Origin of the sequence: Candidatus Palauibacter irciniicola, from assembly GCF_965208695.1 — a bacterium.
Classification (GTDB): domain Bacteria; phylum Gemmatimonadota; class Gemmatimonadetes; order Palauibacterales; family Palauibacteraceae; genus Palauibacter; species Palauibacter irciniicola.
The window spans coordinates 2491506-2515021 of record NZ_OZ242352.1; the positions used below are offsets into that span (position 1 = coordinate 2491506).

At 68.4% G+C, this 23516-nt stretch carries 22 protein-coding genes, 1 tRNA gene and 2 pseudogenes; 9 read left to right on the plus strand and 16 right to left on the minus strand.

From position 1 onward, the window contains the following. The first annotated feature begins 26 nt into the window (after positions 1 to 26). Complete coding sequence (locus ACOGI9_RS10810) at positions 27 to 1154, plus strand: hypothetical protein (protein WP_419857141.1); 1128 nt, start codon at positions 27 to 29, stop codon at positions 1152 to 1154. Between the two features lie 86 nt (positions 1155 to 1240). Then, complete coding sequence (locus tag ACOGI9_RS10815; protein ID WP_419859279.1) at positions 1241 to 1552, plus strand: DUF1499 domain-containing protein; 312 nt, start codon at positions 1241 to 1243, stop codon at positions 1550 to 1552. Here ACOGI9_RS10815 and ACOGI9_RS10820 read toward each other — a convergent pair. The 7 genes and pseudogenes from ACOGI9_RS10820 to ACOGI9_RS10850 all read right to left on the minus strand — a co-directional run bounded on the left by ACOGI9_RS10820 (position 1518) and on the right by ACOGI9_RS10850 (position 8224). Further along, positions 1518 to 1874, minus strand: coding sequence for an FAD-dependent oxidoreductase (locus ACOGI9_RS10820; protein WP_419859280.1), 357 nt, complete (start codon positions 1872 to 1874; stop codon positions 1518 to 1520). The genes ACOGI9_RS10815 and ACOGI9_RS10820 overlap by 35 nt on opposite strands. Next, a pseudogene (locus ACOGI9_RS10825) lies at positions 1804 to 2253 on the minus strand (FAD-dependent oxidoreductase); the annotation flags it as partial. The pseudogene ACOGI9_RS10825 and the gene ACOGI9_RS10820, both read right to left, overlap by 71 nt. Further along, positions 2219 to 2749: pseudogene (locus ACOGI9_RS10830) on the minus strand (NAD(P)/FAD-dependent oxidoreductase); the annotation flags it as partial. The pseudogenes ACOGI9_RS10830 and ACOGI9_RS10825, both read right to left, overlap by 35 nt. After that, positions 2695 to 4431 (minus strand): hydantoinase B/oxoprolinase family protein, encoded by a 1737-nt coding sequence (locus tag ACOGI9_RS10835; protein WP_419857142.1) that lies wholly within the window; start codon positions 4429 to 4431, stop codon positions 2695 to 2697. The gene ACOGI9_RS10835 and the pseudogene ACOGI9_RS10830, both read right to left, overlap by 55 nt. A 24-nt stretch (positions 4432 to 4455) precedes the next feature. Next, a complete protein-coding gene (locus ACOGI9_RS10840) occupies positions 4456 to 5889 on the minus strand; it encodes a sodium:solute symporter family protein (RefSeq protein ID WP_419857143.1) in 1434 nt (477 codons plus the stop codon). Further along, positions 5886 to 6080 (minus strand): hypothetical protein, encoded by a 195-nt coding sequence (locus tag ACOGI9_RS10845; protein ID WP_419857144.1) that lies wholly within the window; start codon positions 6078 to 6080, stop codon positions 5886 to 5888. The genes ACOGI9_RS10840 and ACOGI9_RS10845 overlap by 4 nt, the downstream gene beginning before the upstream one ends. Continuing rightward, positions 6077 to 8224, minus strand: a complete 2148-nt coding sequence (locus tag ACOGI9_RS10850; RefSeq protein WP_419857145.1) for a hydantoinase/oxoprolinase family protein — start codon at positions 8222 to 8224, stop codon at positions 6077 to 6079. Before ACOGI9_RS10850 ends, ACOGI9_RS10845 begins: the two co-directional genes overlap by 4 nt. 169 nt (positions 8225 to 8393) lie before the next feature. Here ACOGI9_RS10850 and ACOGI9_RS10855 point away from each other — a divergent pair, with 169 nt between their 5' ends. Next, entirely contained in the window at positions 8394 to 10340 is a 1947-nt protein-coding gene (locus ACOGI9_RS10855; protein WP_419857146.1) for a CocE/NonD family hydrolase, read from the plus strand. A 10-nt stretch (positions 10341 to 10350) separates the two neighbouring features. Here ACOGI9_RS10855 and ACOGI9_RS10860 read toward each other — a convergent pair whose 3' ends face one another. The 4 genes from ACOGI9_RS10860 to ACOGI9_RS10875 form a co-directional block, all read right to left on the minus strand. Beyond that, on the minus strand, positions 10351 to 11922 hold the full coding sequence (locus ACOGI9_RS10860; protein ID WP_419857147.1) for an amidohydrolase family protein: 1572 nt from the start codon (positions 11920 to 11922) through the stop codon (positions 10351 to 10353). Between the two features lie 37 nt (positions 11923 to 11959). After that, positions 11960 to 12913 (minus strand): cobalamin-binding protein, encoded by a 954-nt coding sequence (locus ACOGI9_RS10865; RefSeq protein ID WP_419857148.1) that lies wholly within the window; start codon positions 12911 to 12913, stop codon positions 11960 to 11962. Positions 12914 to 12923: 10 nt separating this feature from the next. Next, on the minus strand, positions 12924 to 13529 hold the full coding sequence (locus tag ACOGI9_RS10870) for a DUF6580 family putative transport protein (RefSeq protein WP_419857149.1): 606 nt from the start codon (positions 13527 to 13529) through the stop codon (positions 12924 to 12926). Between the two features lie 34 nt (positions 13530 to 13563). Continuing rightward, positions 13564 to 13637: transfer RNA gene (locus tag ACOGI9_RS10875), tRNA-Pro, on the minus strand. Positions 13638 to 13727: 90 nt separating this feature from the next. Here ACOGI9_RS10875 and ACOGI9_RS10880 point away from each other — a divergent pair. The 5 genes from ACOGI9_RS10880 to thrS all read left to right on the plus strand — a co-directional run bounded on the left by ACOGI9_RS10880 (position 13728) and on the right by thrS (position 20283). Then, a complete protein-coding gene (locus ACOGI9_RS10880; protein ID WP_419857150.1) occupies positions 13728 to 14693 on the plus strand; it encodes a metalloregulator ArsR/SmtB family transcription factor in 966 nt (321 codons plus the stop codon). A 27-nt stretch (positions 14694 to 14720) separates the two neighbouring features. After that, complete coding sequence (ahcY, locus tag ACOGI9_RS10885) at positions 14721 to 16181, plus strand: adenosylhomocysteinase (RefSeq protein ID WP_419857151.1); 1461 nt, start codon at positions 14721 to 14723, stop codon at positions 16179 to 16181. Between the two features lie 41 nt (positions 16182 to 16222). Continuing rightward, on the plus strand, positions 16223 to 17053 hold the full coding sequence (locus ACOGI9_RS10890) for a hypothetical protein (RefSeq protein WP_419857152.1): 831 nt from the start codon (positions 16223 to 16225) through the stop codon (positions 17051 to 17053). Between the two features lie 473 nt (positions 17054 to 17526). Further along, positions 17527 to 18222: an oxidoreductase gene (locus ACOGI9_RS10895; RefSeq protein ID WP_419857153.1), complete on the plus strand. Its 696-nt coding sequence runs from the start codon at positions 17527 to 17529 to the stop codon at positions 18220 to 18222. 72 nt (positions 18223 to 18294) lie between these two features. After that, positions 18295 to 20283, plus strand: a complete 1989-nt coding sequence (thrS, locus tag ACOGI9_RS10900) for a threonine--tRNA ligase (RefSeq protein ID WP_419859281.1) — start codon at positions 18295 to 18297, stop codon at positions 20281 to 20283. A gap of 11 nt (positions 20284 to 20294) precedes the next feature. Here thrS and ACOGI9_RS10905 read toward each other — a convergent pair whose 3' ends face one another. The 5 genes from ACOGI9_RS10905 to ACOGI9_RS10925 form a co-directional block, all read right to left on the minus strand. Beyond that, complete coding sequence (locus ACOGI9_RS10905) at positions 20295 to 21416, minus strand: hypothetical protein (RefSeq protein ID WP_419857154.1); 1122 nt, start codon at positions 21414 to 21416, stop codon at positions 20295 to 20297. Positions 21417 to 21545: 129 nt separating this feature from the next. Beyond that, positions 21546 to 21977: a PIN domain-containing protein gene (locus ACOGI9_RS10910; protein ID WP_419857155.1), complete on the minus strand. Its 432-nt coding sequence runs from the start codon at positions 21975 to 21977 to the stop codon at positions 21546 to 21548. Next, positions 21974 to 22255 (minus strand): AbrB/MazE/SpoVT family DNA-binding domain-containing protein, encoded by a 282-nt coding sequence (locus ACOGI9_RS10915; protein ID WP_419859282.1) that lies wholly within the window; start codon positions 22253 to 22255, stop codon positions 21974 to 21976. Before ACOGI9_RS10915 ends, ACOGI9_RS10910 begins: the two co-directional genes overlap by 4 nt. A 32-nt stretch (positions 22256 to 22287) precedes the next feature. Further along, positions 22288 to 22692: a type II toxin-antitoxin system VapC family toxin gene (locus tag ACOGI9_RS10920; RefSeq protein ID WP_419857156.1), complete on the minus strand. Its 405-nt coding sequence runs from the start codon at positions 22690 to 22692 to the stop codon at positions 22288 to 22290. Between the two features lie 6 nt (positions 22693 to 22698). Next, complete coding sequence (locus ACOGI9_RS10925) at positions 22699 to 22929, minus strand: FitA-like ribbon-helix-helix domain-containing protein (protein WP_419857157.1); 231 nt, start codon at positions 22927 to 22929, stop codon at positions 22699 to 22701. Between the two features lie 136 nt (positions 22930 to 23065). Between ACOGI9_RS10925 and ACOGI9_RS10930 the strand changes: the two genes are divergently transcribed. After that, positions 23066 to 23494 (plus strand): type II toxin-antitoxin system HicB family antitoxin, encoded by a 429-nt coding sequence (locus tag ACOGI9_RS10930; protein ID WP_419857158.1) that lies wholly within the window; start codon positions 23066 to 23068, stop codon positions 23492 to 23494. The last annotated feature ends 22 nt before the right edge of the window (positions 23495 to 23516 follow it).

Genomic DNA, 23516 nt, shown 5'->3' on the forward strand with positions numbered 1-23516 from the left:
TCCCGGACATGACGCAGAGGGCGGCCATGAAAGACGGCATCCGGCGCGTGATCTTCCTCCTTCCGATCGTTCTTTCGGCGTGTTCGAACCCGGGGGCGGGCGCCTCCGCCGAGGGTGGCCCCGCCGAGGGTGGCGTGCCGACGTTCGCGGTGGACCCGAGCTGGCCGCGCGAGATGCCCAACCTCTGGATCATGGGATCCATCACGGGCGTGTTCGTCGACGCGCGCGATCACGTCTGGGTCACGCACATCCCGGAGTCGCTGACGCCGGAGGAGACGTCCGCCGTGCAGGACCCGCCGCTCGGCACCTGCTGTGTTCCCGCCCCGGTCGTGACCGAGTTCGACCCCGAGGGGAATCTCGTCCAGGGGTGGGGCGACCCGGCCACGCAGGACGTCTCGGAGTTCCCGCGCAACGCGCACGGCATCTTCGTCGACCATAACGACTACGTGTGGGTGGGCACCTACCGGCACCACCGGGTGATGAAGTTCACGCGCTCCGGCGACCTCGTGATGACGATCGGCCGCTACGACGAGAACGCGGGCAGCCACGACACGGAGCTTCTCGGCGGCCCCGCCGGCATCTGGGTGGACCCGGAGGACAACGAGGTCTTCATCGCCGACGGCTACCAGAACCGCCGCGTGGTCGTGTTCGACGGCGAGACCGGAGCCTACCTCCGCCACTGGGGCGCCTACGGGGAGCCGCCGGACGACGCCTACGAGTACGACTACGCGGGGCGGACGCCGGACTCGGAACCGCCGCGCCAGTTCTCCACCGTGCACGACCTCACCGGATCGAACGACGGCCTCATCTACGTCGCCGACCGCCGCGGGAACCGGATCCAGGTGTTCGATCAGGAGGGCGCGTTCCAGGCCGAGAAGATCGTGGCCCCCGCCACGCGCGCCTCGGGCTCGGCCTTCGTCGTCGCCTTCTCACCCGACGAGGAGCAACGCTGGCTCTACCTGGCGGACGGCACCAACCACAAGGTGTGGATCATGCGCCGAAGCGACCTCGAGATCGTGGGCGAGTTCGGCCGCGGAGGGCGCCAACTCGGCCAGTTCCTGCGCCCGCACGGGATGAGCGTCGACTCCCGCGGCAACATCTACGTGGGCGAGGCCTCCACCGGCCGCCGAATGCAGCGCTTCACGCCGCATTGATACGCGACAAGATTGCGACACGCCGGTTCCGGAGGCTCAGGCACGACCACGTGAGCAGCGAACCCGGCGCGTGGTGGATTCACCGGGTGGCACCGTTCCCCGCGTCGGGAGACCCGGTCAACCTCTTTCGTCGCCTCCGGGCAGTCGTCGCCGCCATGCCGCGTACCCGCATCGTCACGGCGACGGACGATTACCTGCATGCGGTCTGCCGAACCCGGCTCGGGTTCCGCGACGATCTGGAGTTCCGATGGTGCCCGTCGGAGGACGTCGCACATGTAGCGTCGGCGTCTCGCATCGGTCTCTTCGATTTCGGAGTAAACCGGCGGAGGGTAGAGCGGGTGCGCAGGAAGCTCGAGGCTGAAGTCAGCCGCGGTTGCCCTCGCCCCATGCGGACGTGAGCGGCTCACCGTCGATGAAGCGGCCCGGGCGGAAGGGTGAGATGTCGATGTCCGCCGCCTCGCCGCAGATGACGTCGGCGAGGGCCTCGCCGATCGGGGGGCCGAGCTTGAACCCGTGGCCGCTGCCGCCGAAGAAGGCGTAGTAGCCCTCGAGACCGGGCTCCGGGCCGACGATCGGGTGCCAGTCGTCCGTGATCGTGTAGAGCGAGGCGTAGCCGCCCAGGTGGCGGGCGCGTGGACAGCGCCGGGATCCGCTGGAAGAGCGGGCGCTCGATACGCTCGCGCATTTCCGGATCGAGGGCCGGATCGCAGTCGTCCGGATCCACCGGCTCGATGTCCTTGGGCGCCCCCAGCCCGGCGATGATCCGGTCTTCGCCGTAGGGCCGCAGGTAGACGCGCAGACCCGGATCGGAGACGACGGGGAGGTCGCCGAACCTGGCTGGCTTCTCCACGAACAGATCGCTCTCGCGGCTCCAGCGCAGCGAGTACCTCAGGCCGAGCCAGAAGCCGACCTGCCCCGCCCAGGGACCCGCCGCGTTCACGACAACGTTCGTTGCGATCGTCCCGTCTTCTGCCTCCACCGCGACCACCCGGTCTCCATGCAGGCGGACGCTCGTGGCGGCGACCCCAGGCGCGGGGCTCAAGCCCCCACGGGCGGGCCGCCGCCACGAGGTTCTCCGTCGTGCGCGTCGGGTCGGCATAACCGGAGCGGGGCTCGAGGATGCCGTACGAGACGCCGTCCAGGGAGAGAGGAGGCGCCAGATCGGCCACTTCTTCCACGCTGAGCCGCTCGACGTGCAGCCCGTGCCGCCGCTCCGACTCGAGAATGTGCTCCCCGGCCGCGCGCAGACGCTCGCCGATCAGGAGGAGGAAGCCGATGGGCCGGAACCCGCAGTCGCCGCCCAGCAGGTCCCGGTCGTTCTCGAACATGTGAAGGGCGCGCTTCGCGAGTTCGAGCGTGACCGGGTTCGAGTAGTACGTGCGGACGATCGCGGCGGAATGTCCCGTGCTCACGCCCGCCAGGCGCCCCTTCTCGAGGAGCACGACGCGTCCGAACCCTCGCTTGGCGAGGAAGTGCGCGGCGCTCGCGCCCATGATCCCGCCACCGATGACCACGGCGTCGGCGGTCTTCGGTCCCGCGGTCATCGTCCCTGCGCTCGGCGCAGTCTCCTCGTCTCCGCGAGGTCGACGGTCCATTCGCCCGGCTGGATGGCCACGCCGTAGGCTGCCCGCGCCCGGGCGCGGGAGATCTTGCCTTCCCGCACGTCCCGGAGCACCGCGTCCGGATCCCGTTCGTGCGCCGGTCCGAACCCGCCCCCACCCGCCGTCTCGATCCGCACGCGATCACCCGTCTTGAGCTGCACCGTCGCCTTCGAGCCGAGATCCCGCGCCTCGCCGCCCGAGATCAGCCGGTAGCTCGCAACCTTCCCATCATCTCCCCCGTGCAGGCCGTGGGCCGGGAACCGCGCCCGGTCGGCCAGCGTCGTGAACGTCGGCTCGTGGCCCACGAACTCGTACTCGCGGCACAGCGCGAGGCCGCCCCGCCGCCGGCCCGCCCCCTCGGAGTCGGGAACGAGGCTGTACTCGTGGATCCGCACCGGATAGTTGAGTTCGGTCTCCTCGATCGGCGCGTTCTGCGTGTTCTGGATGTGGGTCTGGACCGCGTCCGGGCCGTCTGCGTCGTGCCGCCCGCCGTACCCCCCGGCGAGCGTCTCGAGGAAGCAGTAGTACTCCCCGGTCGCCGGATCCTCTCCCCCGAACCCCACATGGCAGATCATCCCCTTCGTTCCCGCGGGAACGCGCTCCGGCATGGGGCCCGCGAGCGCCCGGAACATGATGTCGCACAGCCGCATCGCGACTTCCCAGCCGCCGACCACTCCGGCGGGCGGCCGCACGTTCACTGCCGACCCCTCCGGCGCGACCACCTCGATCGGACGATAGAACCCCTCGTTCAGCGGGATGTCCGGGTCGACCAGGCACTTGAGCACGTAGACGCAGGCGGTGAAGCACTGCGTCAGGTTGCAGTTCATCGGCGCCGCGCGCTGCGGGTCGGTCCCCGTGAAGTCGAAGCGCGCCGTCGAGCCGTCGAACCGGATCCGGACCTTCAGGTGGACCGGCTCCCCCGTGATTCCGTCGTCGTCGAGGCACCCCTCCGCCGCGAACTCTCCCCGCGGAAGCTCCGCCAACTCCGCCCGCAGCCGCCGCTCGCTGTACTCGATCATGCGCTCCATGTACGAACCCAGCATCTCCGCCCCGTAGCGCTCCCACAGCGCGGACAGCCGCCGCAGCCCGATCTCGTTCGCCGCGTGCTGCGCCCGCAGGTCGCCCGCCACTTCCTTCTTCGCGCGCACGTTGGCGAGCATGAGCTTCAGCACGTCGTCCACCAGGTCGCCGCCGTCGAAGAGCTTCACGACGGGGAGGATGATCCCCTCCTGGTAGATCTCGCGGAACGCGCCGATGCTCGCCGGCGCCCCACCTCCCACGTCCACGTGGTGGCAGCAGTTGGCGACGTATCCCGTGAGTTCCCCCTCGTGGAAGAAGGGCGTGATGAGAAAGACGTCGTTGAGGTGGCTCGCCTGCCGGTGCGGATCGTTGACCAGCAGCCCGTCCCCCGGACCCAGCGTCCCCTGCCCGTGCTCCGCCTCGTACTCGGCCACCGCGCGCGGGACGAGGCGCCCGATCGTCACCAGGTGCGCCGGCTGGCAGAACGCCTGCGCGATCATCCGCCCGTTCGCGTCCACGAAGGCGCACGAATAGTCGAGCCGCGTCTTGATGTTCGTCGAATAGGCCGTGCGCTGGAGCGTGACGGACATCTCCTCCGTCGCCTCGACGAGCGCGTTCCGGATCACCTCGAACAGGACCGGATCCACGGAACTCACGGTCCGACTCTCACGGTCCGACTCTCACGCTGTGGCATTTCGGCCCCCGGTTCGAGTCTCGAGACGCGCCCCGATCCACAGAATCAGGATCGTGAGAGGCAGTCCGACCAGGATCGGATCCAGTTCCCAGATGATGACGACGGCCCCCACCTCGCGGATCGCCCCGAACGTCTGCCATACCGCCTGCACCGCGGCGCCGATGAGCATCGCCGCCATCACCGTCCGCGGCGCCTGCCGAAGCGACGGGAAGAGGACGATCCCGATCAGCGCGGGGGCGACGGAGGCGCCCATGATCCGTCCTCCGATCCAGAACAGTTCGATGAGGAGGGGGAGCGCCAGGTAGAGGGCAGCCGCGAGCGCCCCGACGAGGAGGACGTTGAGGCGGTAGACCCAGAGCTGTCGGACGGCGCTTGCCGTGGGCGCGATGAAGCGCGCGTAGAGGTCCAGCGTGAAGTTGGAGGCGATCGTGTTGATGGTGCTGGAGAGCGTCGACATGCTCGCCGCGAGCACGCACACGACGACGAGGCTCGCGAGTTCGTTCCCCGCCGTCCCGAAGGCGAGCGTAACGAAGGCGTCCTCCGCCGCGAGGTCCGGCCCGTAGATCGTGCGGGCGACGATCCCGATCAGGGGCGGCGTCATGTACCAGAGCGAGGCGATGACCCCGCCGTACAGAAACCCGCGCCGCGCCACGTCCGCGCTCTTCGCCGCGAAGCCGCGCTGGATGAGCCCCTGGTACGCGCCCGTGATCGCGAGGCCGATGACGATCCACGCCATCACCTGGGTGACGCCCGCCCGCCCGAAGATGTCGATCAGCGCCGGATCGAGGCCGGCGCTCAGCCCGCCGAGTCCTCCGGCGGCAGCGAGCCCCGCCACCAACACCGCGATTGAACCGGCCAGGATGATGAAGAACTGGATCGCGTCCGTCGCCATCACCGCCCACATGCCGCCCAGGAACACGTAGACGGACGTGACGCCGAGCCACAGAAGGAGCGATTCGGCCACCGAGATGCCGAGCACCGCGGTGGTGACGAGGGTCAGCGCCCCGATCGTCCCCGCCGTGACCCCCATGTCCCGGAGGATGACGAGAAAGAGGGAGACGATCCGGTGCCGCGGGCCGAAGCAGCGGCCGAAGAGTTCCGGGATCGTGATGACGCCGGTCTCCCACAGCCGCGGGATGATGAAGTACGCGATCCAGATCGTCCCGAGCATGAAGGAGCCGCCGCTCCAGTAGGCGTCGAGGCCGAAGTCCGCGCCGAGCGCCGAGATTCCGATCAGGGTGGTGCCGTTGATCCAGGTCGCGGCGACGGAGAAGGCGATGAGCCACACCCCCGAGTGGCGCCCGGCCACCGCCATGTCCTCGACGGAGCGCACCCGCCGCCGGAACCACACGCCGACCCCCAGCATGAGGGCGAGGTAGGCCCCGATGAGCCACCATGACAGCTGCAGGCCCTCCGTCACGGCTGCCCTCCCAGCAGCCAGCCCCAGAGCCCGATGTAGCCGAAGCCCAGGAGCACGAGGATGAGGAGCGCGAGCCACGGGTTGAGGCGCGGGAGCGCGATCCGGTCCATGCGGGCCGGGTCCGGGCGGCCCGCGGCCGGGTCCGCCGCGCCGCCGTCGGGTCGACCTCCGCTCGGGTCCCGCTCGTTCACGCGGCGCCTCCCGCGGCGATCAGGAGGTTGCCGAACTCGTCCACGGTGGCGCGGTATCCGGCATGCACGAGTATCGTGGAGTCGACTTCCTCGATGACGGCGGGGCCGGCCACAGCGTGGCCTGCCCCTAGCCGCGCCCGGTCGTAGATCGCGGTCTCGACGAAGCCGCCGGCGTCGGCGAAGTACACCCGCCTCGTCCCCCGCCGGGCGTCCGAAACGCCCTTGCCGTTCGAGTCGATCCTCGGGAGCCGGGGGCGCGCGATCCTGCCGATGGCCGTGACCGTGAAGTTCACGAGTTCGACGGGCTGCTCGGGGTAGCCGTGCCCGTAGGCCCGCTGGTGCTCGACGTGGAAGCGGCGCACGGCATCGGCCAGCGTCGCGGTGTCCATCTTCCGGTCCGGCCCGTCGTCCGGCCCATCGTCCATCCCCTCCCGCGGCAACACCACGGGCACCTCCGAGGACTGGCCGGCATACCGCATCTCGATCCCGCGCCGGAACTCCATGTCCTCCGGGGCCACGCCTTCGCGCCGGAGCGTGCGCCGGCCCTCCTTCTCCATCGTCTCGAAGAGCGACCGGATCCGCGCCGCGTCCGCCTCGTCGGCGGCCGTGACCCGCGTGCGCGAGAACTCGTGCCGCAGGTCCGTGACGAGGAGACCGAGGGCGGACGCCGTCCCGGGGCTCGGAGGCACCACGAGCGTCGGAATCTGCATCTCCATGCACAGTCGATTCGCGTGCAGCGGCCCGGCCCCGCCGAAGGCGACCATGGTCAGTTCGCGCGGATCGTTGCCCCGCCGCACCGTCACGAGCCGCAGCGCGTTGATCATCGTCGCGTTCGCGATCTCGATGATCCCGTTCGCCGCCTCGACCGGGTCGAGGCCGAGCGGCTCCGCGCACCGCTCGCGGATGCCCGCGGCGGCCGCGTCCACGTCGAGCGCCATCTCGCCACCCAGGAAGTAGTCCGGGTTCAGCCGGCCGAGCACGAGGTTGGCGTCGGTGATCGTCGGTTCCGTCCCGCCCTTCCCGTAACAGATCGGCCCCGGGTCGGCGCCCGCGCTCCGCGGTCCGACGCGGAGCCCCCCTCCGGCGTCCACCCAGGCGAGGCTCCCCCCGCCCGCGCCCACCTCCACGAGATCGATGACCGGCGTGCGGATCGGGTAGCCGGCGGCCCGCGTCATCCCCTGTCCCGGCTGGGCCTGCGCTCCGACCTCGTACTCCTTCGTGACGCGCGGTCGGCCGTCGAGGACCAGCCCGGCCTTGGCCGTCGTCCCTCCCATGTCGAAGGAAATCAGATCCGCGTGGCCGAGTTGGCCCGCGATGAAGTTGGCGGAGACCACGCCCGCGGCGGGTCCGGACTCAACCATGAACACGGGCTTGCTCGCCGCCTGTTCCGCGGTGAGCACGCCGCCGTTGGACTGCATGACGAGAAGCTCGGCATCGAGACCGGCACGCCCGAGCCCGTCCTCGATCCCGGCGAGATAGCGCGCCACGACGGGGACGATGCAGGCGTTGATCACACACGTGCTGGCCCGGAAGTACTCGCGGAACTCGGGGCACACGCTGGATGAGAGCGAGATGAGGAGGCCGGGGTCCTCTTCCCTCAGGATCTCGGCCACGCGCTCTTCGTGCACCGGGTTCGCGTAGCCGTGCAGGAGGCACACGGCTACGGACCGGACCTCTCGCGCCCGCAGCGCCGCCGCGATCTCCCGGACGGCGTCCTCATCGAGCGGCCGCAGGACACCGCCCGCCGGGTCCAGCCGCTCCGGCACCTCGTAGCACAAGTCGCGCGGGACGAGCGGGCGGAGCTTCTCGAAGTGGACGTCGTAGAGAGACGGCCGGACCTGGCGGGCGATCTCGAGCATGTCGCCGAAGCCCTCGGTGGTCACGAAGGCCGTCCGCGGCGTCTTCCCCTCGATGAGCGAGTTCGTCGCGACGGTCGTGCCGTGGACGAGGTGGGCGATGGCACCCGGGTCGACCGCGCTGCCCTCGAGGGCGCGCTCCAACGCCGCCATGAAGCCGATGGAGGGATCAGCGGGCGTGGACGGGACCTTGGCGGTGTCGATGCGCCCCGTCTCCTCACAGATCAGGACCGCGTCCGTGAAGGTGCCGCCCACGTCTATCCCGAGGTGGAACTGGTTGCCCGTCATCGCGCTTCCAACGTTCGACGCGGGCGTTTCCCGTGACAAGGCACCGCCGTTTGCGACCAGATTCGCCGCCGCCCGCCACGTCTGGACGCGGTGGTCGGCGTCCGTAGGTTGGGAATCGGGCGCCCGCTGCCAGCGATTGTCCCGCCTCTCACGCCCACCGGAGGGCCACATGGACCGCAGATCGTTCGTTCGAGCCGGACTGGCCGGAGCGGGGTTCGCCGGAATCGGCGCCGCCCTCGACCCCCACGCGCTGGCCGGGGGCACCGAGGGGCCGGCTCCGCGCCCCCTCCCGGAGACCGACGGGGATGTCGTCATCGTGAAAGACGTGCCGGTCCCCATGCGCGACGGCCTCGAACTCATGACGGATCTCTACCTGCCGGCGGTGGACGGCGTCCCGCTGGAGGAACCGCTCCCCGCCGTCCTGGCGCGCACTCCGTACGACAAGATGCGCCCGATCTCGATCGAGCACGCGATGTTCTTCGCGCGGAACGGGTATGTGTCCGTCGTCCAGGACTGCCGCGGGCGATTCAACTCGCCGGGCGACTTCTTCCCCTTCGTCCAGGAGCCGGAAGACGGTTACGACACGGTCGAATGGGTCGCGCGGCACCCGTCCTGCGACGGCCAGGTGGGGACGTATGGCGTCTCGTACCAGGCCTGGGTCCAGTTCGAGACCGCGACGCTGAACCCGCCCGGCCTCAAGACGATGATCCCGTACCAGGGGCCGACGAACGCCTACACCTACAGCATGAAGTGCGGCGGCGCCCTCGGTCTGGGCCTGCTGCAGTGGATCCTGTCGGTCGCGTCGAACGGGAACGAGGCGCGCGCGAACCCGCAGATCACGGAAGCGATCAACGAAATGCGCACGGGGCAGACGTTTCTCGACTGGGCCTCGCGCATCCCATGGCGGCGCGGGGAGACTCCGCTCAGCCTCGCGCCCACGTACGAGGAGGCCGCCCACCAGCTCTACTTCGACAACTACGACTACAGCGACTTCTGGCGGCAGCCGGGTCTCGGCATGGACGAGCACTTCGAGTCGTACCCGGACATGCCCATCCTCTGGGTCGTGGGCTGGTTCGACTGGTATCCGCGCACGATCAGCGACGGGTACCAGGCGATGGTGCGCATGGGGCGGGAGAACCAGCACATCCTCATCGGCCCGTGGACGCACAACAACTTCGCGTCGTCGATCGGGGACGTGAACTTCGGCACGGAGGGCGCCCGGATCGTCACCTACGACGACTACCTGAACCTGGAACTGCGCTGGTTCGACCGCTGGCTGAAGGGCGACGAGAGCGCCGACGTGTGGGCGCCCGCGAAGTACTTCATCATGGGCGGGGGCGACGGGCGGAAGGCCGAGAACGGCCGCCTCAACCAGGGCGGCGAGTGGCGCTACGAGGAGACGTGGCCCCCGGCCGCGTCCCAGGCCACGGAATTCCATCTCCACGAGGGCGGCGGGCTCGCCCCGGAGGCGCCGTCCGCGCGGGCCTCGTCAACGACCTACACCTACGACCCGCGCAACACGGTCTCCAGCAACGGCCGCTGCATCGTCGCCTACGGCCCCGCACTCGAGTTCGGGTTCCAGGGGATGGGCCCGCGCGACCAGATCGAGATGGAGACGCTGCCCGGCCACGGGATCCCCGGCATGCCGATCGCCTCCCGCCCGGACGTGCTCGTGTTCCAGACGGATCCGCTGCCCGACGACCTGACGATCGCCGGAGACATCACCGCGGTTCTCTTCATCTCATCCGACGCGCCGGACACCGACTTCTACGTGAAGCTGCTCGATGTCCATCCGTCGAGCCCGGACTATCCGAGCGGCTACGCGTTCCCGGTCTCCGAGGGCATCCTCCGCGCGCGCTACCGGGACGGGTTCGAGCAGTCCGTGCTCATGGAGGAGGGCGAGGTCTACCGACTCGAGTTCCCGCTCGAACCCTCGGCGAACCTCTTCAAGGCGGGACACCGCATCCGCGTCGACGTCTACAGCAGCAGCTTCCCCAACTTCGACATCAACCGGAACACGGGAAATCCGCGCGACCGCCGGTGGCGCGTCGCGAACAACACGGTCCACCACGAGGCCGGGAACCCCTCGCACGTGCTGCTCCCGCTGATGCCCTGAGCGCGAGGTCCTAGCGCGATCCGTTCGGCGGGCCGGCGGCCCAGTCGAGGGCGATGGGGTTGGTGGGGAGCGCGTCGATGTCGACGACGTGGCCGCCCTTGATGACCATCGAGAGCTGCCGGATGTTCGCGATGTCGGCGAGCGGGTCCGCGTCGAGGACGACGATGTCCGCGGCCTTCCCCGCCTCCAGTGTGCCGTACTCGTCGAGCGCCTTGCTCGCGATGGCTCCGTTCTTCGTGGCGGCGGTGATCGCCTCCAGCGGCGTCATGCCGAGTTCGACGAGTCCCTCGATGGCGAAGATCGTGCCCAGGCCGGGGAGCTGGTGCTCCATGTTCTCGGGCTCCTCGCGCAGGAAGTCCGCCGCCACGCCCCCGCGTCCGAAGAGCGTGTTGTCGGTGCCGACGGTCACGATGCAGCCCGCCTCGATGAGCTTCTTCGCGTTCGTGCGCTTCGTCGTCCAGCGTCCTTCCATCACGGATCCCGGCTGTGGAAGGCCGGTGTCCTGGACGCGACGGCGGATCTCCGCGGTCGTCGGGGGGATGCGCCGCTGACGCTCGCGAGACTGGGCCGCGGCGAGATCCTCCCGCGCGCGCTCCATGTTGCGGACGTGGAACTGCCAGCTCGGACCGGTGAACTGGTTGATGAGCATCGAGCACACGATGTCGCGCTCCACGATCATGTCGACGAGTTCATCGGTGATCGTGCGGTTCCCGACGTTGTCCGGGTGCTGGATGAGGTCGATCCCCGCGAGGATCGAGAGGCGCAGGCCTTCGAGGCTCGTGGCATGGGTCTCGGCGACGAGCCCGCGCTTGTGCGTCTCCTCCACGATCACCCGCTGGGCGCGCGGCGAGAACGAGATCCCCGCCGGATAGTTGAAGTGGTGCGTGCCGCCGTACTTGATGAAGTCCGGCCCGTAGTCGAGATAGGCATTGATCGCGACGTGCAGCTCGTCGGGCGTCATGTGCATCATCTCTTCGCCGCTTCCGAGCGTGACCTCGTCGTTCATCTGCTCGGCGAAGAAGCTGATCTCCGACTCCGGGAGGCCGGCGAACGTCTCCGAGGCAGGCCCGCCCCAGCCCACGATGTTGCCGGCGAGGTAGGTGCGCGGGCCGATCTCCTCCCCGGAGTCGATCTTCTTCTTGACCCGCTGCATGGGACGCAGGACACCGTAGCTGTCCCGGACGGTCGTCACCCCGTGCTTGAGGTGGAGCTGGAGCCCTTGGAGGATCAGCGCCTCGTGGTGCGCCCAGTAGGCCGCGTGCTCTTCGACGCGCCCTCCCCGCCCGAAGGCGAGCGACATATGGACGTTCGTGTCGACGAAGCCGGGCGTGACGAACTTCCCGCTCCCGTCGATGACTTCCGCGCCCGCGGGAACGGCGACATCGGCACTCGGTCCCACGGCGGCGATCCGATCGCCCTCGATGACGATCGTCCCGTCGACGATGGGGGCGCCGCCGCGTCCGTCGATGATCGTCCCCCCGACAATCGCGAGGGGTGGGGAAGCTTCCTGCGCGGCCGCCGCAGCCGGCAGGGAGAAGGAGGAAAGAAAGCAAGCCGCCGCGAAGACCGATCGTGAGCCCATGTTCCTCTCCTCTTCCTCTTCTCCGGAGACAACGTCGCTATCCCGTGCGCCGTCTCCGCGCTTGTTCCGGTGTCTCCCACCAAGTCCAGCCGCGGTCGAAGTGGCCGAAATCGAACTGGTCCGGGTGCAGGAATTCGGCGAGGATCTCGGCCGACTCCACCAGCCGCGGGCCAGGCCGGTTGAAGTACTGGTTCCCGTCGGTTACGACCACACGTCCGGCGCGCACGGCCGACAGTTGCCGCCACTCCGGATGCGCGACCAGCGCGGCCATCTCACGGGCGCCACGCTCGATGTCGAAGCCGCACGGCATGATCGCGATGACGTCGGGATCGGTCTCGGCGAGCCGCTCGATCTCGACGTACCCCGAGTGCTTCCCCGCTTCGCCCAGCGGGTCGACGCCACCCGCGATCTCCACCAGTTCGGGCACCCAGTTCCCCGCCATCATCAGCGGGTCCGTCCACTCGATGCAGCCGACGGTGGGACGGGACTGGCTGGATTGCGTCCGGACGCGAAGGTCGTCCAGCCGGGTCCGGAGCCGGGTCACGAGGGCGTCGCCGCGGGCCGGATCCCCGAGCGCGGAGGCGACGGAGCGGATGTCCTTCCAGACATCGCCCAGCGCCATCGGCTCCAGCGAGACGAGGACCGGGTTCGAGGTGACGAGTTCGCACACGGCGCGCTCGACATCCTCCAAACTGGCCGCGCACACGTCGCACTGCGTCTGCGTGACGATGACGGTCGGCGCGAGGCGGTTGAGCAGGTCCGGGTCGACGCGGTACACCGAGAGACCGTCGCCGACGAGCGACCGCACCTGGTCGTCGATCTCCCGGCTGCTCGCCTCCACCTTCACCTTCGACGAGCAGCAGGCGGGGAGGCGCTCGATCCCGGGCGGGTAGTCGCATTCGTGCGAGCGCCCGACGAGTTCGTCCTCGAAACCGAGGGCGCACACGATCTCGGTCGCGCTGGCGATGAGCGAGACGACGCGGTGGCTCATCGCGGCGCCGTCAGGTACGGCTGGATGCCAGGCGGTACTCGGGGACGGAAACCGGCTTCGTCAGCGCGACCCGGCTGAACAGGAGCGGCAGGAAGACCGCCATGCTGATCAGCGTGTTCCGCAGATACGGAATCGCCATCACGTAGCACTCGACCAGGCCACCGAAGTTGAGCGGGTAGACCGCGCCGCCGCCGAACGCCCACACGCCGAAGTTGCTCAGCACGAAGAACGCGAGCGACGACCCCAGCCCGGCCCCGGCCACGCGCTTCCACGAGCGCCCGCGCCGAAGGGCGAAGCCGATGAACGCCACGAGCGCGACCGACAGGTAGATCACCGGCTGGTGCGCGTAGAAGGCCCAGTCCGCGCGTCCCGTCAGCGCCCAGATGCCGAGGTCGCCGAGCAGCCAGGCCGCGAACGGCACCAGGTACGCCGTGCGGGTCCGCGCGAACATAGCGCCCCCGAACAGGCAGATGGGCAGGAACGGCGAGAAGTTCCACGGATAGGTCGTGTTGCCGGGCTCGAGCGCCATCCCGAACTGCGCCAGCACGTATGGAATGAGCCGCGCGGCGAGGCCCACGGCGAGCAGCGCGAGGATGACGGAGAGCCGAGGTTTCACGTAGCAGTCCTTCGTGTTCGTGGTTTGGCGAAAATCGGGGCGGCGAGATTTGAACTCGCGACCTCCTGAACCCCATTCAGGCGCGCTACCGGGCTGCGCCACGCCCCGATGTGGACGTGAAGCTAGCTTGTACCGTGATAGGGTCAAGCTGACGACCGGGCGTGGCGCCGACATCGTTGTATCCATATATTTGGATTTATGGATACGATGCTCGCTCAGGCGCCCGCTCCGACTCGGGACCTTCTCTCCCGCTTTGAATCCCTCGGGGACGAGAACCGGCTGCGGCTGCTGACGCTCCTGGACCGGAACGAGTTCACCGTCTCGGAACTGGTCTCCGTGCTCCAGCTTCCGCAGTCCACCGTTTCGCGCCATCTGAAGGTGCTCGCGGATGACGGCTGGGTGCGCCGGCGACATGAGGGGAAGACCCGGTTCTACCGCATGGAGGGCACCCTCGAGCGCGGAGCGCGGGAGTTGTGGCAGGTCACGGCCGGAACGCTCACGGACGCCCGCTGGGTCGCGGATGATGCCGAAAGAGCGCAAAGCGTGCTCGCCGAGCGCCGGGATCGGGCCGCGGCTTTCTTCTCGGAATCCTCAGCGGAATGGGACGCCCTCCGTGACGACCTGTTCGGAAGCGACGCCCGGTTCGCGGCGCTCTTCGGCCTGCTCGATCCGGAGTGGGTCGTGGGGGACCTCGGCGCGGGGACGGGGACGCTGGCGAACATGATCTCGCCCTTCGTGAAGCGCGTGATCGCGGTCGACCGATCGCCGGAGATGCTGGCGGCGGCCGCCGTGCGTCTCGGCGAACGCGACAACGTCGATGCCCGCGAGGGAGAACTGGAAACGCTCCCCGTCGACGACGGGGAACTCGACCTCGCCGTGCTGATGCTCGTCCTCCACTTCACGGTCGAACCCGGCCGGGTGCTGGCGGAGGCGGCGCGGGCACTGGCCCCGAACGGGAGACTCCTCGTGCTCGACATGCGCGCGCACGAGAGAGAGGAGTATCGCGAAACGATGGGCCACCTGTGGCTCGGCTTCACGGAGGATCAGATGCGCGACTGGACGCGCAGCGCCGGTCTCGAAGGGTATCGTCACCTTCCGCTCGCCCCCGAACCCGAGGCGTCCGGGCCGGCGCTCTTCGCGGCCACCGCCAGAAAAAGGAGATAGACGATGGAAAGCGCCGTACTTCAAGACATGACCGAGACCGGGTCCGCCGCGGGCCGCCCTTCGTTCAGGGTCGCGGACCTCAGCCTGGCCGAGTGGGGCCGCAAGGAGATCCGCCTCGCCGAGCACGAGATGCCCGGACTGATGTCGGTGCGGGCGGAATACCGCGACGCGAAGCCGCTCGCGGGCCGGAAGGTCATGGGCTCGCTGCACATGACGGTGCAGACGGCTGTCCTCATCGAGACGCTGGCCGATCTGGGCGCGGACGTGCGCTGGGTCTCCTGCAACATCTTCTCGACCCAGGATCACGCCGCGGCCGCAGCCGTCGTGGGGCCGGACGGCACGCCGGAGGACCCGCGCGGGACCCCTGTCTTCGCCTGGAAGGGGGAGACGCTCGAGGAATACTGGTGGTGCACGGAGCAGGCGCTCCTGTGGCCGGACGGTTCGGGCCCGGACCTCATCGTCGACGACGGGGGCGACGCGACGCTTCTCCTCCACCGCGGTCTCGAGTTCGAGCGCGCCGGGAGCATTCCGGACTTCGATCCGGAGACGGAACCCGAGGAGTGGGGCGTCATCCTCGAGACGCTGCGCCGGATCGCGGCGAAGGATCCGGGACGCTGGGAACGCACGGCGCCCGCCATCCAGGGGGTGTCGGAGGAGACGACGACCGGTGTCCACCGCCTGTACGAGATGGCGGAGGCGGGCACGCTTCTCTTCCCCGCCATCAACGTGAACGACTCTGTGACGAAGTCGAAGTTCGACAACATCTACGGGTGCCGTCACTCGGTCATCGACGGGCTGAACCGCGCCTCGGACGTGATGATCTCGGGCAAGACCGCGGTGGTGTGCGGCTACGGCGAGGTCGGTAAAGGGTGCGCGCAGGCGCTCAAGGGGCAGGGCGCGCACGTCGTCGTGACGGAGATCGACCCGATCTGCGCGCTCCAGGCCGCCATGGAGGGCTTCCAGGTGCGGACGCTCGAGGACGTCGTGGAGACGGCGGACATCTTCATCACGGCGACGGGCAACCGGGACGTCATCACCTTCGAGCACATGGCGCGCATGAAGGACAAGGCGATCGTCGGCAACATCGGCCACTTCGACAACGAGATCGACATGGCGGGGCTCGGGAAGGGCGGCGTGACGCGCAACAATATCAAGCCGCAGTACGACGAGTTCGTGTTCGAGGACGGGCACTCGGTGCTCATCCTGTCCGAGGGGCGGCTGCTGAACCTCGGCAACGCGACGGGGCATCCGAGCTTCGTGATGAGCGCGAGCTTCACGAACCAGGTGCTGGCGCAGATCGAACTCGCGCGGAACCGCGAGGCCTACGAGCGGCAGGTCTACATGCTGCCGAAGCACCTGGACGAGAAGGTGGCGCGGCTGCACCTCGACCACCTCGGGGCTCGCCTGACGGAACTGACGGAGACGCAGGCGGACTACATCGGCGTGCCGAAGCACGGCCCCTTCAAGCCGGACCACTACCGCTACTAGCCCGGGCCACCACCGCTACCAGCAGAGAACGGAGCGTGAAGATGTTCCCGAGAGTGTCGACCACAGGCCTGCTCGGCTGCCTCGTGTTGGCGGCTTTCGTCGCCACGGACGGCCTCGCCGGCCAGGCGGACGAGGGCAGTGCGGGGAATGGCGGCTTCTACCTGGGCCTGGCGTTTCCGCTCGGACAACTGAGCGCGACGATGCAGAAATCCGTCGACAACACGGCGCCCAACACGCTGGTACCGGAGCCCCGGCGCGGGCAGATCTTCGAAGACGAGGCCTCCGGGGACGCGCTCTCCTACGGAATCGGTCTGGTCGCCGGGTACCGGATGCCGTTCTCCGGCGGGGCCTATTTCCTGGATGCGGCCGTCGATGTGGAGTCCCGCGGCGGCACCGTGGAGGCGCAGTTCCCGGGCGTGGGGATTTCACCTGAACGGAAGCAGCTCGGAGAGAGTTGGCCGGACCGGTGGAACCTGGATCCGGCAACGACCTACGGAATGACCCTGAGGCTCGGCGGCAGTCCGGGAGGCCTGCAGTCGCGGGGCATCAGGCTGCACCTCCTCGCCGGCGTCCGCTTCGCGGGTGCCCAGTTCACCAACCACTTCGACGGCTGTTTCACGACCGAACCCTGCGATCCCTCCCAGTTCGAGTCCGGCCAGGAGGACCGCGACATGGATTTCACGGTCTGGAAGTCCGGGATCGGACTGGAAAAGTCCTTGAGCCAGCGGGTCGCGCTCCGAGTCGAGGCCAGCTATTCCGTCTACGCCAGGGAAGAGTGGACGACGGAGTTCGAGGACGTCGTCGTCACCGTCCGTTCAAGCATGAAGGCCAGCGAAGCGGGCCTGACCCTGGGCCTGCTGCTGCGCCCCTAGAGCCGGGCGCTTGCGTCGCAGACGTAACAGGTCACCCGGCCCCTCGAACCCCGAGGATCCTTGGCGGTGTATGTTCCTCACACGCTAGGGCCGGGTATTGGGAGGAGGCCGATGTGGTTCGACGGGTCAACATCATGATGGACAAGCGGGACGCCTCCGCTCGCATGGACGCATTGCGAGCGCGGCTGCCCGCAGTCGAGACCGATCAAATCGTCCGCTGGATACGTGAGGAGCGGGAACAACGGCTGCTGAGGTAACGGGTCACCCGGCCCCTTGAGTCCCGCTCGACGAGCATTCACCGGACCGGAGTTCGGCGATCGTCTCCTCGACCGCCGCTGCCTTCAACACCGGCCGACCCTCTCGCGGCACCGCGACCACGACGGAGCCACGCCGTTGCTCCAGCCATCGCCATCGTAAACGCCCCTTCGCCACGCTAACGCCACGTCCGGTAACATCAAGCAAGGAGCAGCGTCTTGGGCAAGATCATCCTCGTCACGGGAGCGTCCTCCGGCATCGGCCGGGCTGTCGCAATCCTTCTGGCCCGCGAGGGCCACACCGTCTACGCCGGCGCGCGCCGGGCGGACCGAATGGAAGACCTGCCCGAACACGGCGTCACTCCCGTCGAAATGGACGTCACCCGAAGCGACGACAACGAGCGGGCCGTGAGCCGCGTCATCGAGGATCAGGGACGCATCGACGTCCTGGTCAACAACGCGGGCTTCGGGCTCTACGGACCCGTCGAGGACGTTCCGCTCGACGACGCGCGCTACCAGTTCGAGGTGAACCTGTTCGGGCTCGCCCACCTCACCCGACTCGTCCTGCCGCACATGAGAGCGCGGGGCTCGGGCCGAATCATCAACGTCTCGTCGATGGGAGGGAGGATCTTCACCCCCCTCGGGGCCTGGTACCACGCCACCAAGCACGCCCTCGAGGGCTGGTCGGACTGCCTGCGCGTGGAAACCGCCCCCTTCAACATCCAGGTCGTCGTGATCCAGCCGGGCGCGATCAGGACCGAGTTCGGCGACGTGATGGGAGCCCACATGAGGAAGTACTCCGGGGACACGGCGTACAAGGCCCAGGTGGACTGCGGCGCATGTTCCGCTGACCGGCCGGAGCGCCGCCGAAGTCCGCCCCGGCTCGCAGGGCGGGAGGATCTCTCGCCAGGTTGACGTGAACCCCCTGACGCGCAAACGTCGAATGCCCCTCAACGACAAGGAGCTGCAGGCATCGGAACACCCAATATCCCCCTGACGGACGACGCGATCACTCTGACGCTTCCCGACGGCTCCGAGCGGACGGTCGCCGCAGGCACGCCCGCCGCCGATGTCGTCCGAGGCATCAGCGAGGGGCTCTTGCGCGCTGCCCTCGCCGTAGAGCTGGACGGCGAACTCCTCGACCTGGTCACGCCGTTGCGCCGCGGCGGCTCCTTCCGCGTGCTCACCTCGCGGGACGCACAGGCGCTGGACGTGCTTCGCCACTCCGCGGCCCACGTCCTGGCCACCGCTGTCCGCCGGCTTCGGCCGGAAGCGAAGATCGGCTTCGGCCCGTCGATCGAGGACGGCTTCTACTACGACTTCGAGGTCGACGAGCCCTTCACTCCAGCCGACCTGGAGGCCTTCGAGGAGGAAATGCGGCGCGCCGCCGCCGAGGCGGTTCCCTTCGAGCGAGAGGAAATCAGTCTCGACGAGGCTCGCATCCGCATGGCCGACGACCCGCTCAAGATGGAGCGCGTCGCCGACTTCGACGAGGACGAAGTCATCTCGACCTACACCAACGGAGACTTTGTCGACCTCTGCCGCGGTCCCCACGTGCCGGACACCTCGCATGTTCGCCATTTCCGCCTGCTCAGCACCGCCGGCGCCTATTGGCGCGGCGACAGCGACCGGCAGATGCTGCAGCGGATCTACGGGACTGCGTGGTTCAAGGCGAAGGATCTCAAGGCGCACGTACACCGGCTGGAGGAAGCCAAGCGGCGCGACCACCGCGTCCTCGGCAAGCGTCTCGACCTGTTCCGGTTTCACCCGTCGGCACCCGGCGCCGCCTTCTGGACGCCCCGCGGCACCGTCCTCTACAACGAACTGCTCGCCTTCGAGCGCGCGCTTCAGAAGGACGACTTTCTCGAAGTCATGACACCGTTGATGTACAACAAGTCGCTCTGGGAGACCTCGGGCCACTGGGGCAAGTATCGCGACGACATGTTCCTGATCCTCGACAATGAATCCGGCAACCACGACTCGTCGCTGAAGCCGATGAACTGTCCGTCGCACTACCTGCTGTACCAGGCGAAGCGCCACTCCTACCGCGAGCTCCCGATCCGCTACGTGACGTTCGACGTTCTGCACCGCAACGAGGTTACGGGTGCTTTGTCGGGACTGACCCGCGTGCGGCAGTTCCAGCAGGACGATTGCCACTGCTTTATCGCCGAGGAACAGATCGCCAGCGAAGTCGCGTTCCTGATGCGCTACATCCTGGACTTCTACGCGGCCTTCGGGCTCAGCGCGACGATCAAGTTTGCCACGCGCCCCGAGGTCCGGATCGGCGACGACGACCTGTGGGACCGCGCCGAAGGGGGACTGCTCGCCGCGCTCGAGGAGACCGGGCGGCCCTACGAGCTCAACGAAGGAGACGGCGCCTTCTACGGACCCAAGATCGACTTCGAAATCACCGACTCGATCGGCCGCGCGTGGCAGTGCGGCACGATCCAGCTCGACTACGTCGCGCCCGAGCGGTTCAGGCTCGAGTACGTGGGTCAGGACAACCGCATGCATCGCCCGGTTGTGATCCACCGCGCGGTGAGCGGGTCGCTGGAGCGCTTCATCGCGATCCTCGTCGAGCACTTCGCGGGCGACTTCCCCCTCTGGCTCGCGCCGGAACAGGTGCGGGTGATCGCGATCGGAGCGCACGGGATCGACGCCGCTGTTGCCGTTCGCGACCGCATGGCCGAGGCGGGGCTGCGAGCGCACCTGAACCCCCGCGCCGCCGAGACCGACTTCCGCGAGGAGATCAAGGACGCGTCCAACCTCAAGGTCCCGTACATGGCCATCATCGGCAGCCGCGAGGCCGAGGCCGGGACGGTGTCGCTACGCGCCCGTGGCGCGAAGAAGAAGCAGGTGACGCTGCCGCTGGAAGAGGCGGTCGGTCGGCTCAGGCGCGAATCGGAGACGCGGGAGCTGTGGGGCGCAGGCGGAACGATGGAGCCGTCCATCGCGCCGCCATTCGGAAGCTCCTGAACCTGTACCGTCTAGGGACTCGCCAGAGAGTTCGTCGCTGCGAGGGCCATCACGGGGTAGAGCGTCCCGGTATACGTGATGAAGTGCCACGTCTCCGTATTGAGTGACTTCGTCCACCAGCGGCCCGATTCTCTCTGGTTCCGCGTGAGCCACTCGACGCCTCGCTGCACGGCCGGGTGCGTTGGCGGCACTCCGGCGGACGACAGCACTACGACCGCCAGACCGGTTTGGTGGCCGTCACTCGCGGGATCGCCGAAGTCCGCCTCGGCCCGCAGGCGTTCCGCGCGGTTGCCCCGGCCCCACTCCTCCGGCTGAGCGAACGAGCGGATCGACCATCCTCCGTCCGGACGCTGACGGTCCAGGATCGTCCTGACGATGTCCCGCTTCGTGTCGGCACTGATCACGCCCGGCAGATACCCGTCCGCCCAGAGCAACGCCACGCGAGCGTAGTCATGGGGAGGAGGGACCCGCCGCAGGTACTCCCGCAGACTCGCGATCTGCCTCTGCAACTCGGGAGAGGTGGCCTGCTCGAGCCATCCCGGAGCCAGGCCCACACCCATGGCCGCAACGGTCGCGAGCTGATACGCGTCGGACTCGAACGGAGGCCATGTGTCCGGCGAGTGCCACGCCCCGTCGTCGCGCTGCAGGCTGAACATGAGCTGGAGAGCCTGCCCGGTCTCGGGAGACAGCCGCCCGTCCACGTGCGCATCCCAGGATGCAAGAGACGCGGCCAGGTGCACGACTTCCGCGGGGTTCACATCCTGCTGGAGTTCTTCGGGGTCCGTGGCGAGCCTGTCCTGAAGACGCTCTTCGAGGAAGGCCCGGAAGTCTGCATCGGGCTGACCCAGGCTCTCGGCGAGCTGCGGACGAAGGATCCCGTACCAACCCGTGGTGTGACACGAGACGCAGCCGCGGTGGTTCGCCCAGGCCTTGGCTCCATCCTCCAGGTAGGCGAGCGCCCGCTCGAGAGACAGATTCTCCGCAATCGGCTCATCCTCCGACGCCGGCGGGATGGAGATCTCTCCGAACTGATACTGGTACGCGCGGTGGTCGCCCCAGTCCTGCGCGTGAAGCTCGGAGCCGAGCAGCGAAATCCCGACGGACAGTCCGAGTGCGGCGTGCGTGAGTCTCATGGTCGAGCCCAATCCCAAGAGGTCCTCGTGCTGGGGCTACAGCCATCGTAAACGCCCGTTTGCCGCCATGTAAAGGCGCGCCCGAGGCACCTTGACGCCGGGCACGGTCGGCATCTGCCGGTTCGGTCGTCAGGCGGGCCTCTCGATGCCGATCTCGGGTGCCGCAGCGGCGAAATGGCGGACGTTCCAGGTGACGATCGTCGAGGCGCGGGCCTTCTGCGCGCATGCCGCGATGAGCATGTCATACGTCTGCCCGCCGATCACCCCTCTTCGCTGCGCTCTGCGTAGCGCGCGCCAGGTCTCGGCCGCTGTAAGGTGTATGGTGGGGGTTTCGCCCCAGTTCGCCTCGAGCAGCGCGATGGCGTCTCCGGACCGCAGGCGATGGGGTCCGGGTAGCCGGGTGAGGACCGCGTACGTCTCCGCCAGCGAATGAGCGGCAAGCACAAGCTCTTCGCCGGCGCGCTCGCGTCGCGCGATCTCGGCACGGGTTCGCGCGTGGTGTTCGTGCCAGGCGCAGACCGTCGCGACCAGGGCGCTTGTGTCGCAGAGGTAACGGGTCACCCAGCCCCGTGAGTCCCGCTCGCCGAGGGTGCGCCGGAGCGAAGGCCGGCCGTCGTTTTCTCGACTTCCGCAGCCGTCAACGCCGGCTGACCCTCTCGCGGCACCGCGACCACGGTGGAGCCATGCCGCTCGAGTGAGACATCCAGCGGTACCGGCTCGATCTCGATGCAACCGTCCCGGACGCGGAATCGGACGCGGGTCCCGGGACGCAACCGGCTCGCTTCTCGAACCGCCTTCGGCACAACCAGGCGGCCAGCTTTATCGATGGTAGTTTCCATGGTAATAATGATGCCATGTTGAGTGCCATCGATCAAGATGACCCAAAGACCTCGACCGGCACCGCGAGGTTCGGGACTCCGGCCAGCCGACGGTCCGTGGTGAGAAGGGGAGCTTCGAGAGTCTCGGCCAGTGTGACATACGCGGCGTCGTACGCGGTGAGGTTGTGGCGGCGGGACCAGATCCTCGACAGGAGCGGCTCGTGGCCGTGCCGCCGCACATCGAGATCGAGGAAGTTGCGATACGCCTCGCCGGCGCGGGTCGGGGAGACGGCCCCGGTGCTCTCGTAGCGGCGCAGAACATGCAGGACCTCGAGGTCCAGGAGTTCGGGGGCGTGCAGGGACGTCACGGGATCCGATACCCTGTGCATGATGCGGGCGCCGCGCCGCGTGCCGAGCACCAACTCGACGACGGCCGATGCATCCAGGACCACGATCACGCCGTTTCAGCGCCTCTCACGTGCCTCCCGCAGGACCTCGCTCGGGGGGGGATCGACGTCGATCGGCGGCAGCCGGGCGATGCGGGCGAACAGTTCTTCCCGGGTCGGCCTTTCCAGCGACTGGCGGATCCCGCGGAGGACATAGTCCGACATCGATGTCCCGGCGAGCGCCGCGCGGGACTTGAGCCGACGGTGTAGATCGTCCGGGATGTTTCGGATCTGAAGCATCTTTGACATGTGATAAGCATGATTTCATGTTATACACATGTCAAGTCTGGGGCGAAGGCGCTGGATTCATCGTACCTTCGGGTACGATTCCGAGAGAGTGAACGGTGCCGAGTTCGTGCGGCGAGCGAGGTGAGGAGGACTTCTGATGCGATACGCCTACCCGTGCGTGTTGACGCCTGAGAAGGACGGCGGCTACTCGGTGTCCTTCCCGGATGTGCCGGAGGCGCTGACGTGCGGCGACGACCGGGACGAGGCGCTGGCGATGGCGGAGGACGCGCTGGCCGTGGCGCTCGGTTCGTACATGCGGTGCCGCGAGGACATTCCGGCGCCGGACTCCGTGGCGGGCGAGCAGGAGATGGTCGCGGTTCCACTGGTCGTTGCGGCGAAGCTCGCTCTCTATTCCGCCATGCGGGAGCAGGGGCTCACGAAGGTCGGCCTGGCCCGGCGCCTGGGCTTGAGCGAGGGTGCGGTTCGGAAGCTCCTGAACCCGAATCACCGCTCACACATCGGGCAGATCGAACGGGCGCTCGCGAAGGTGGGGCGGCGGCTCGTCGCGGAGGACGCGGCCGTTTAGCGCAGGCGGGCGGGCGGATCCG

What these genes read in the sequence shown, in the direction of transcription:
- ACOGI9_RS10810 (WP_419857141.1), top strand. Translation starts at nt 27, where the DNA reads ATGAAAGACGGCATCCGGCGCGTGATCTTCCTCCTTCCGATCGTTCTT.
- ACOGI9_RS10850 (WP_419857145.1), bottom strand. Translation starts at nt 8,224, where the DNA reads ATGACGGGCAACCAGTTCCACCTCGGGATAGACGTGGGCGGCACCTTC.
- ACOGI9_RS10855 (WP_419857146.1), top strand. Translation starts at nt 8,394, where the DNA reads ATGGACCGCAGATCGTTCGTTCGAGCCGGACTGGCCGGAGCGGGGTTC.
- ACOGI9_RS10860 (WP_419857147.1), bottom strand. Translation starts at nt 11,922, where the DNA reads ATGGGCTCACGATCGGTCTTCGCGGCGGCTTGCTTTCTTTCCTCCTTC.
- ACOGI9_RS10865 (WP_419857148.1), bottom strand. Translation starts at nt 12,913, where the DNA reads ATGAGCCACCGCGTCGTCTCGCTCATCGCCAGCGCGACCGAGATCGTG.
- ACOGI9_RS10880 (WP_419857150.1), top strand. Translation starts at nt 13,728, where the DNA reads ATGGATACGATGCTCGCTCAGGCGCCCGCTCCGACTCGGGACCTTCTC.
- ahcY (WP_419857151.1), top strand. Translation starts at nt 14,721, where the DNA reads ATGACCGAGACCGGGTCCGCCGCGGGCCGCCCTTCGTTCAGGGTCGCG.
- ACOGI9_RS10890 (WP_419857152.1), top strand. Translation starts at nt 16,223, where the DNA reads ATGTTCCCGAGAGTGTCGACCACAGGCCTGCTCGGCTGCCTCGTGTTG.
- ACOGI9_RS10905 (WP_419857154.1), bottom strand. Translation starts at nt 21,416, where the DNA reads ATGAGACTCACGCACGCCGCACTCGGACTGTCCGTCGGGATTTCGCTG.
- ACOGI9_RS10915 (WP_419859282.1), bottom strand. Translation starts at nt 22,255, where the DNA reads ATGGAAACTACCATCGATAAAGCTGGCCGCCTGGTTGTGCCGAAGGCG.
- ACOGI9_RS10925 (WP_419857157.1), bottom strand. Translation starts at nt 22,929, where the DNA reads ATGTCAAAGATGCTTCAGATCCGAAACATCCCGGACGATCTACACCGT.
- ACOGI9_RS10930 (WP_419857158.1), top strand. Translation starts at nt 23,066, where the DNA reads ATGCGATACGCCTACCCGTGCGTGTTGACGCCTGAGAAGGACGGCGGC.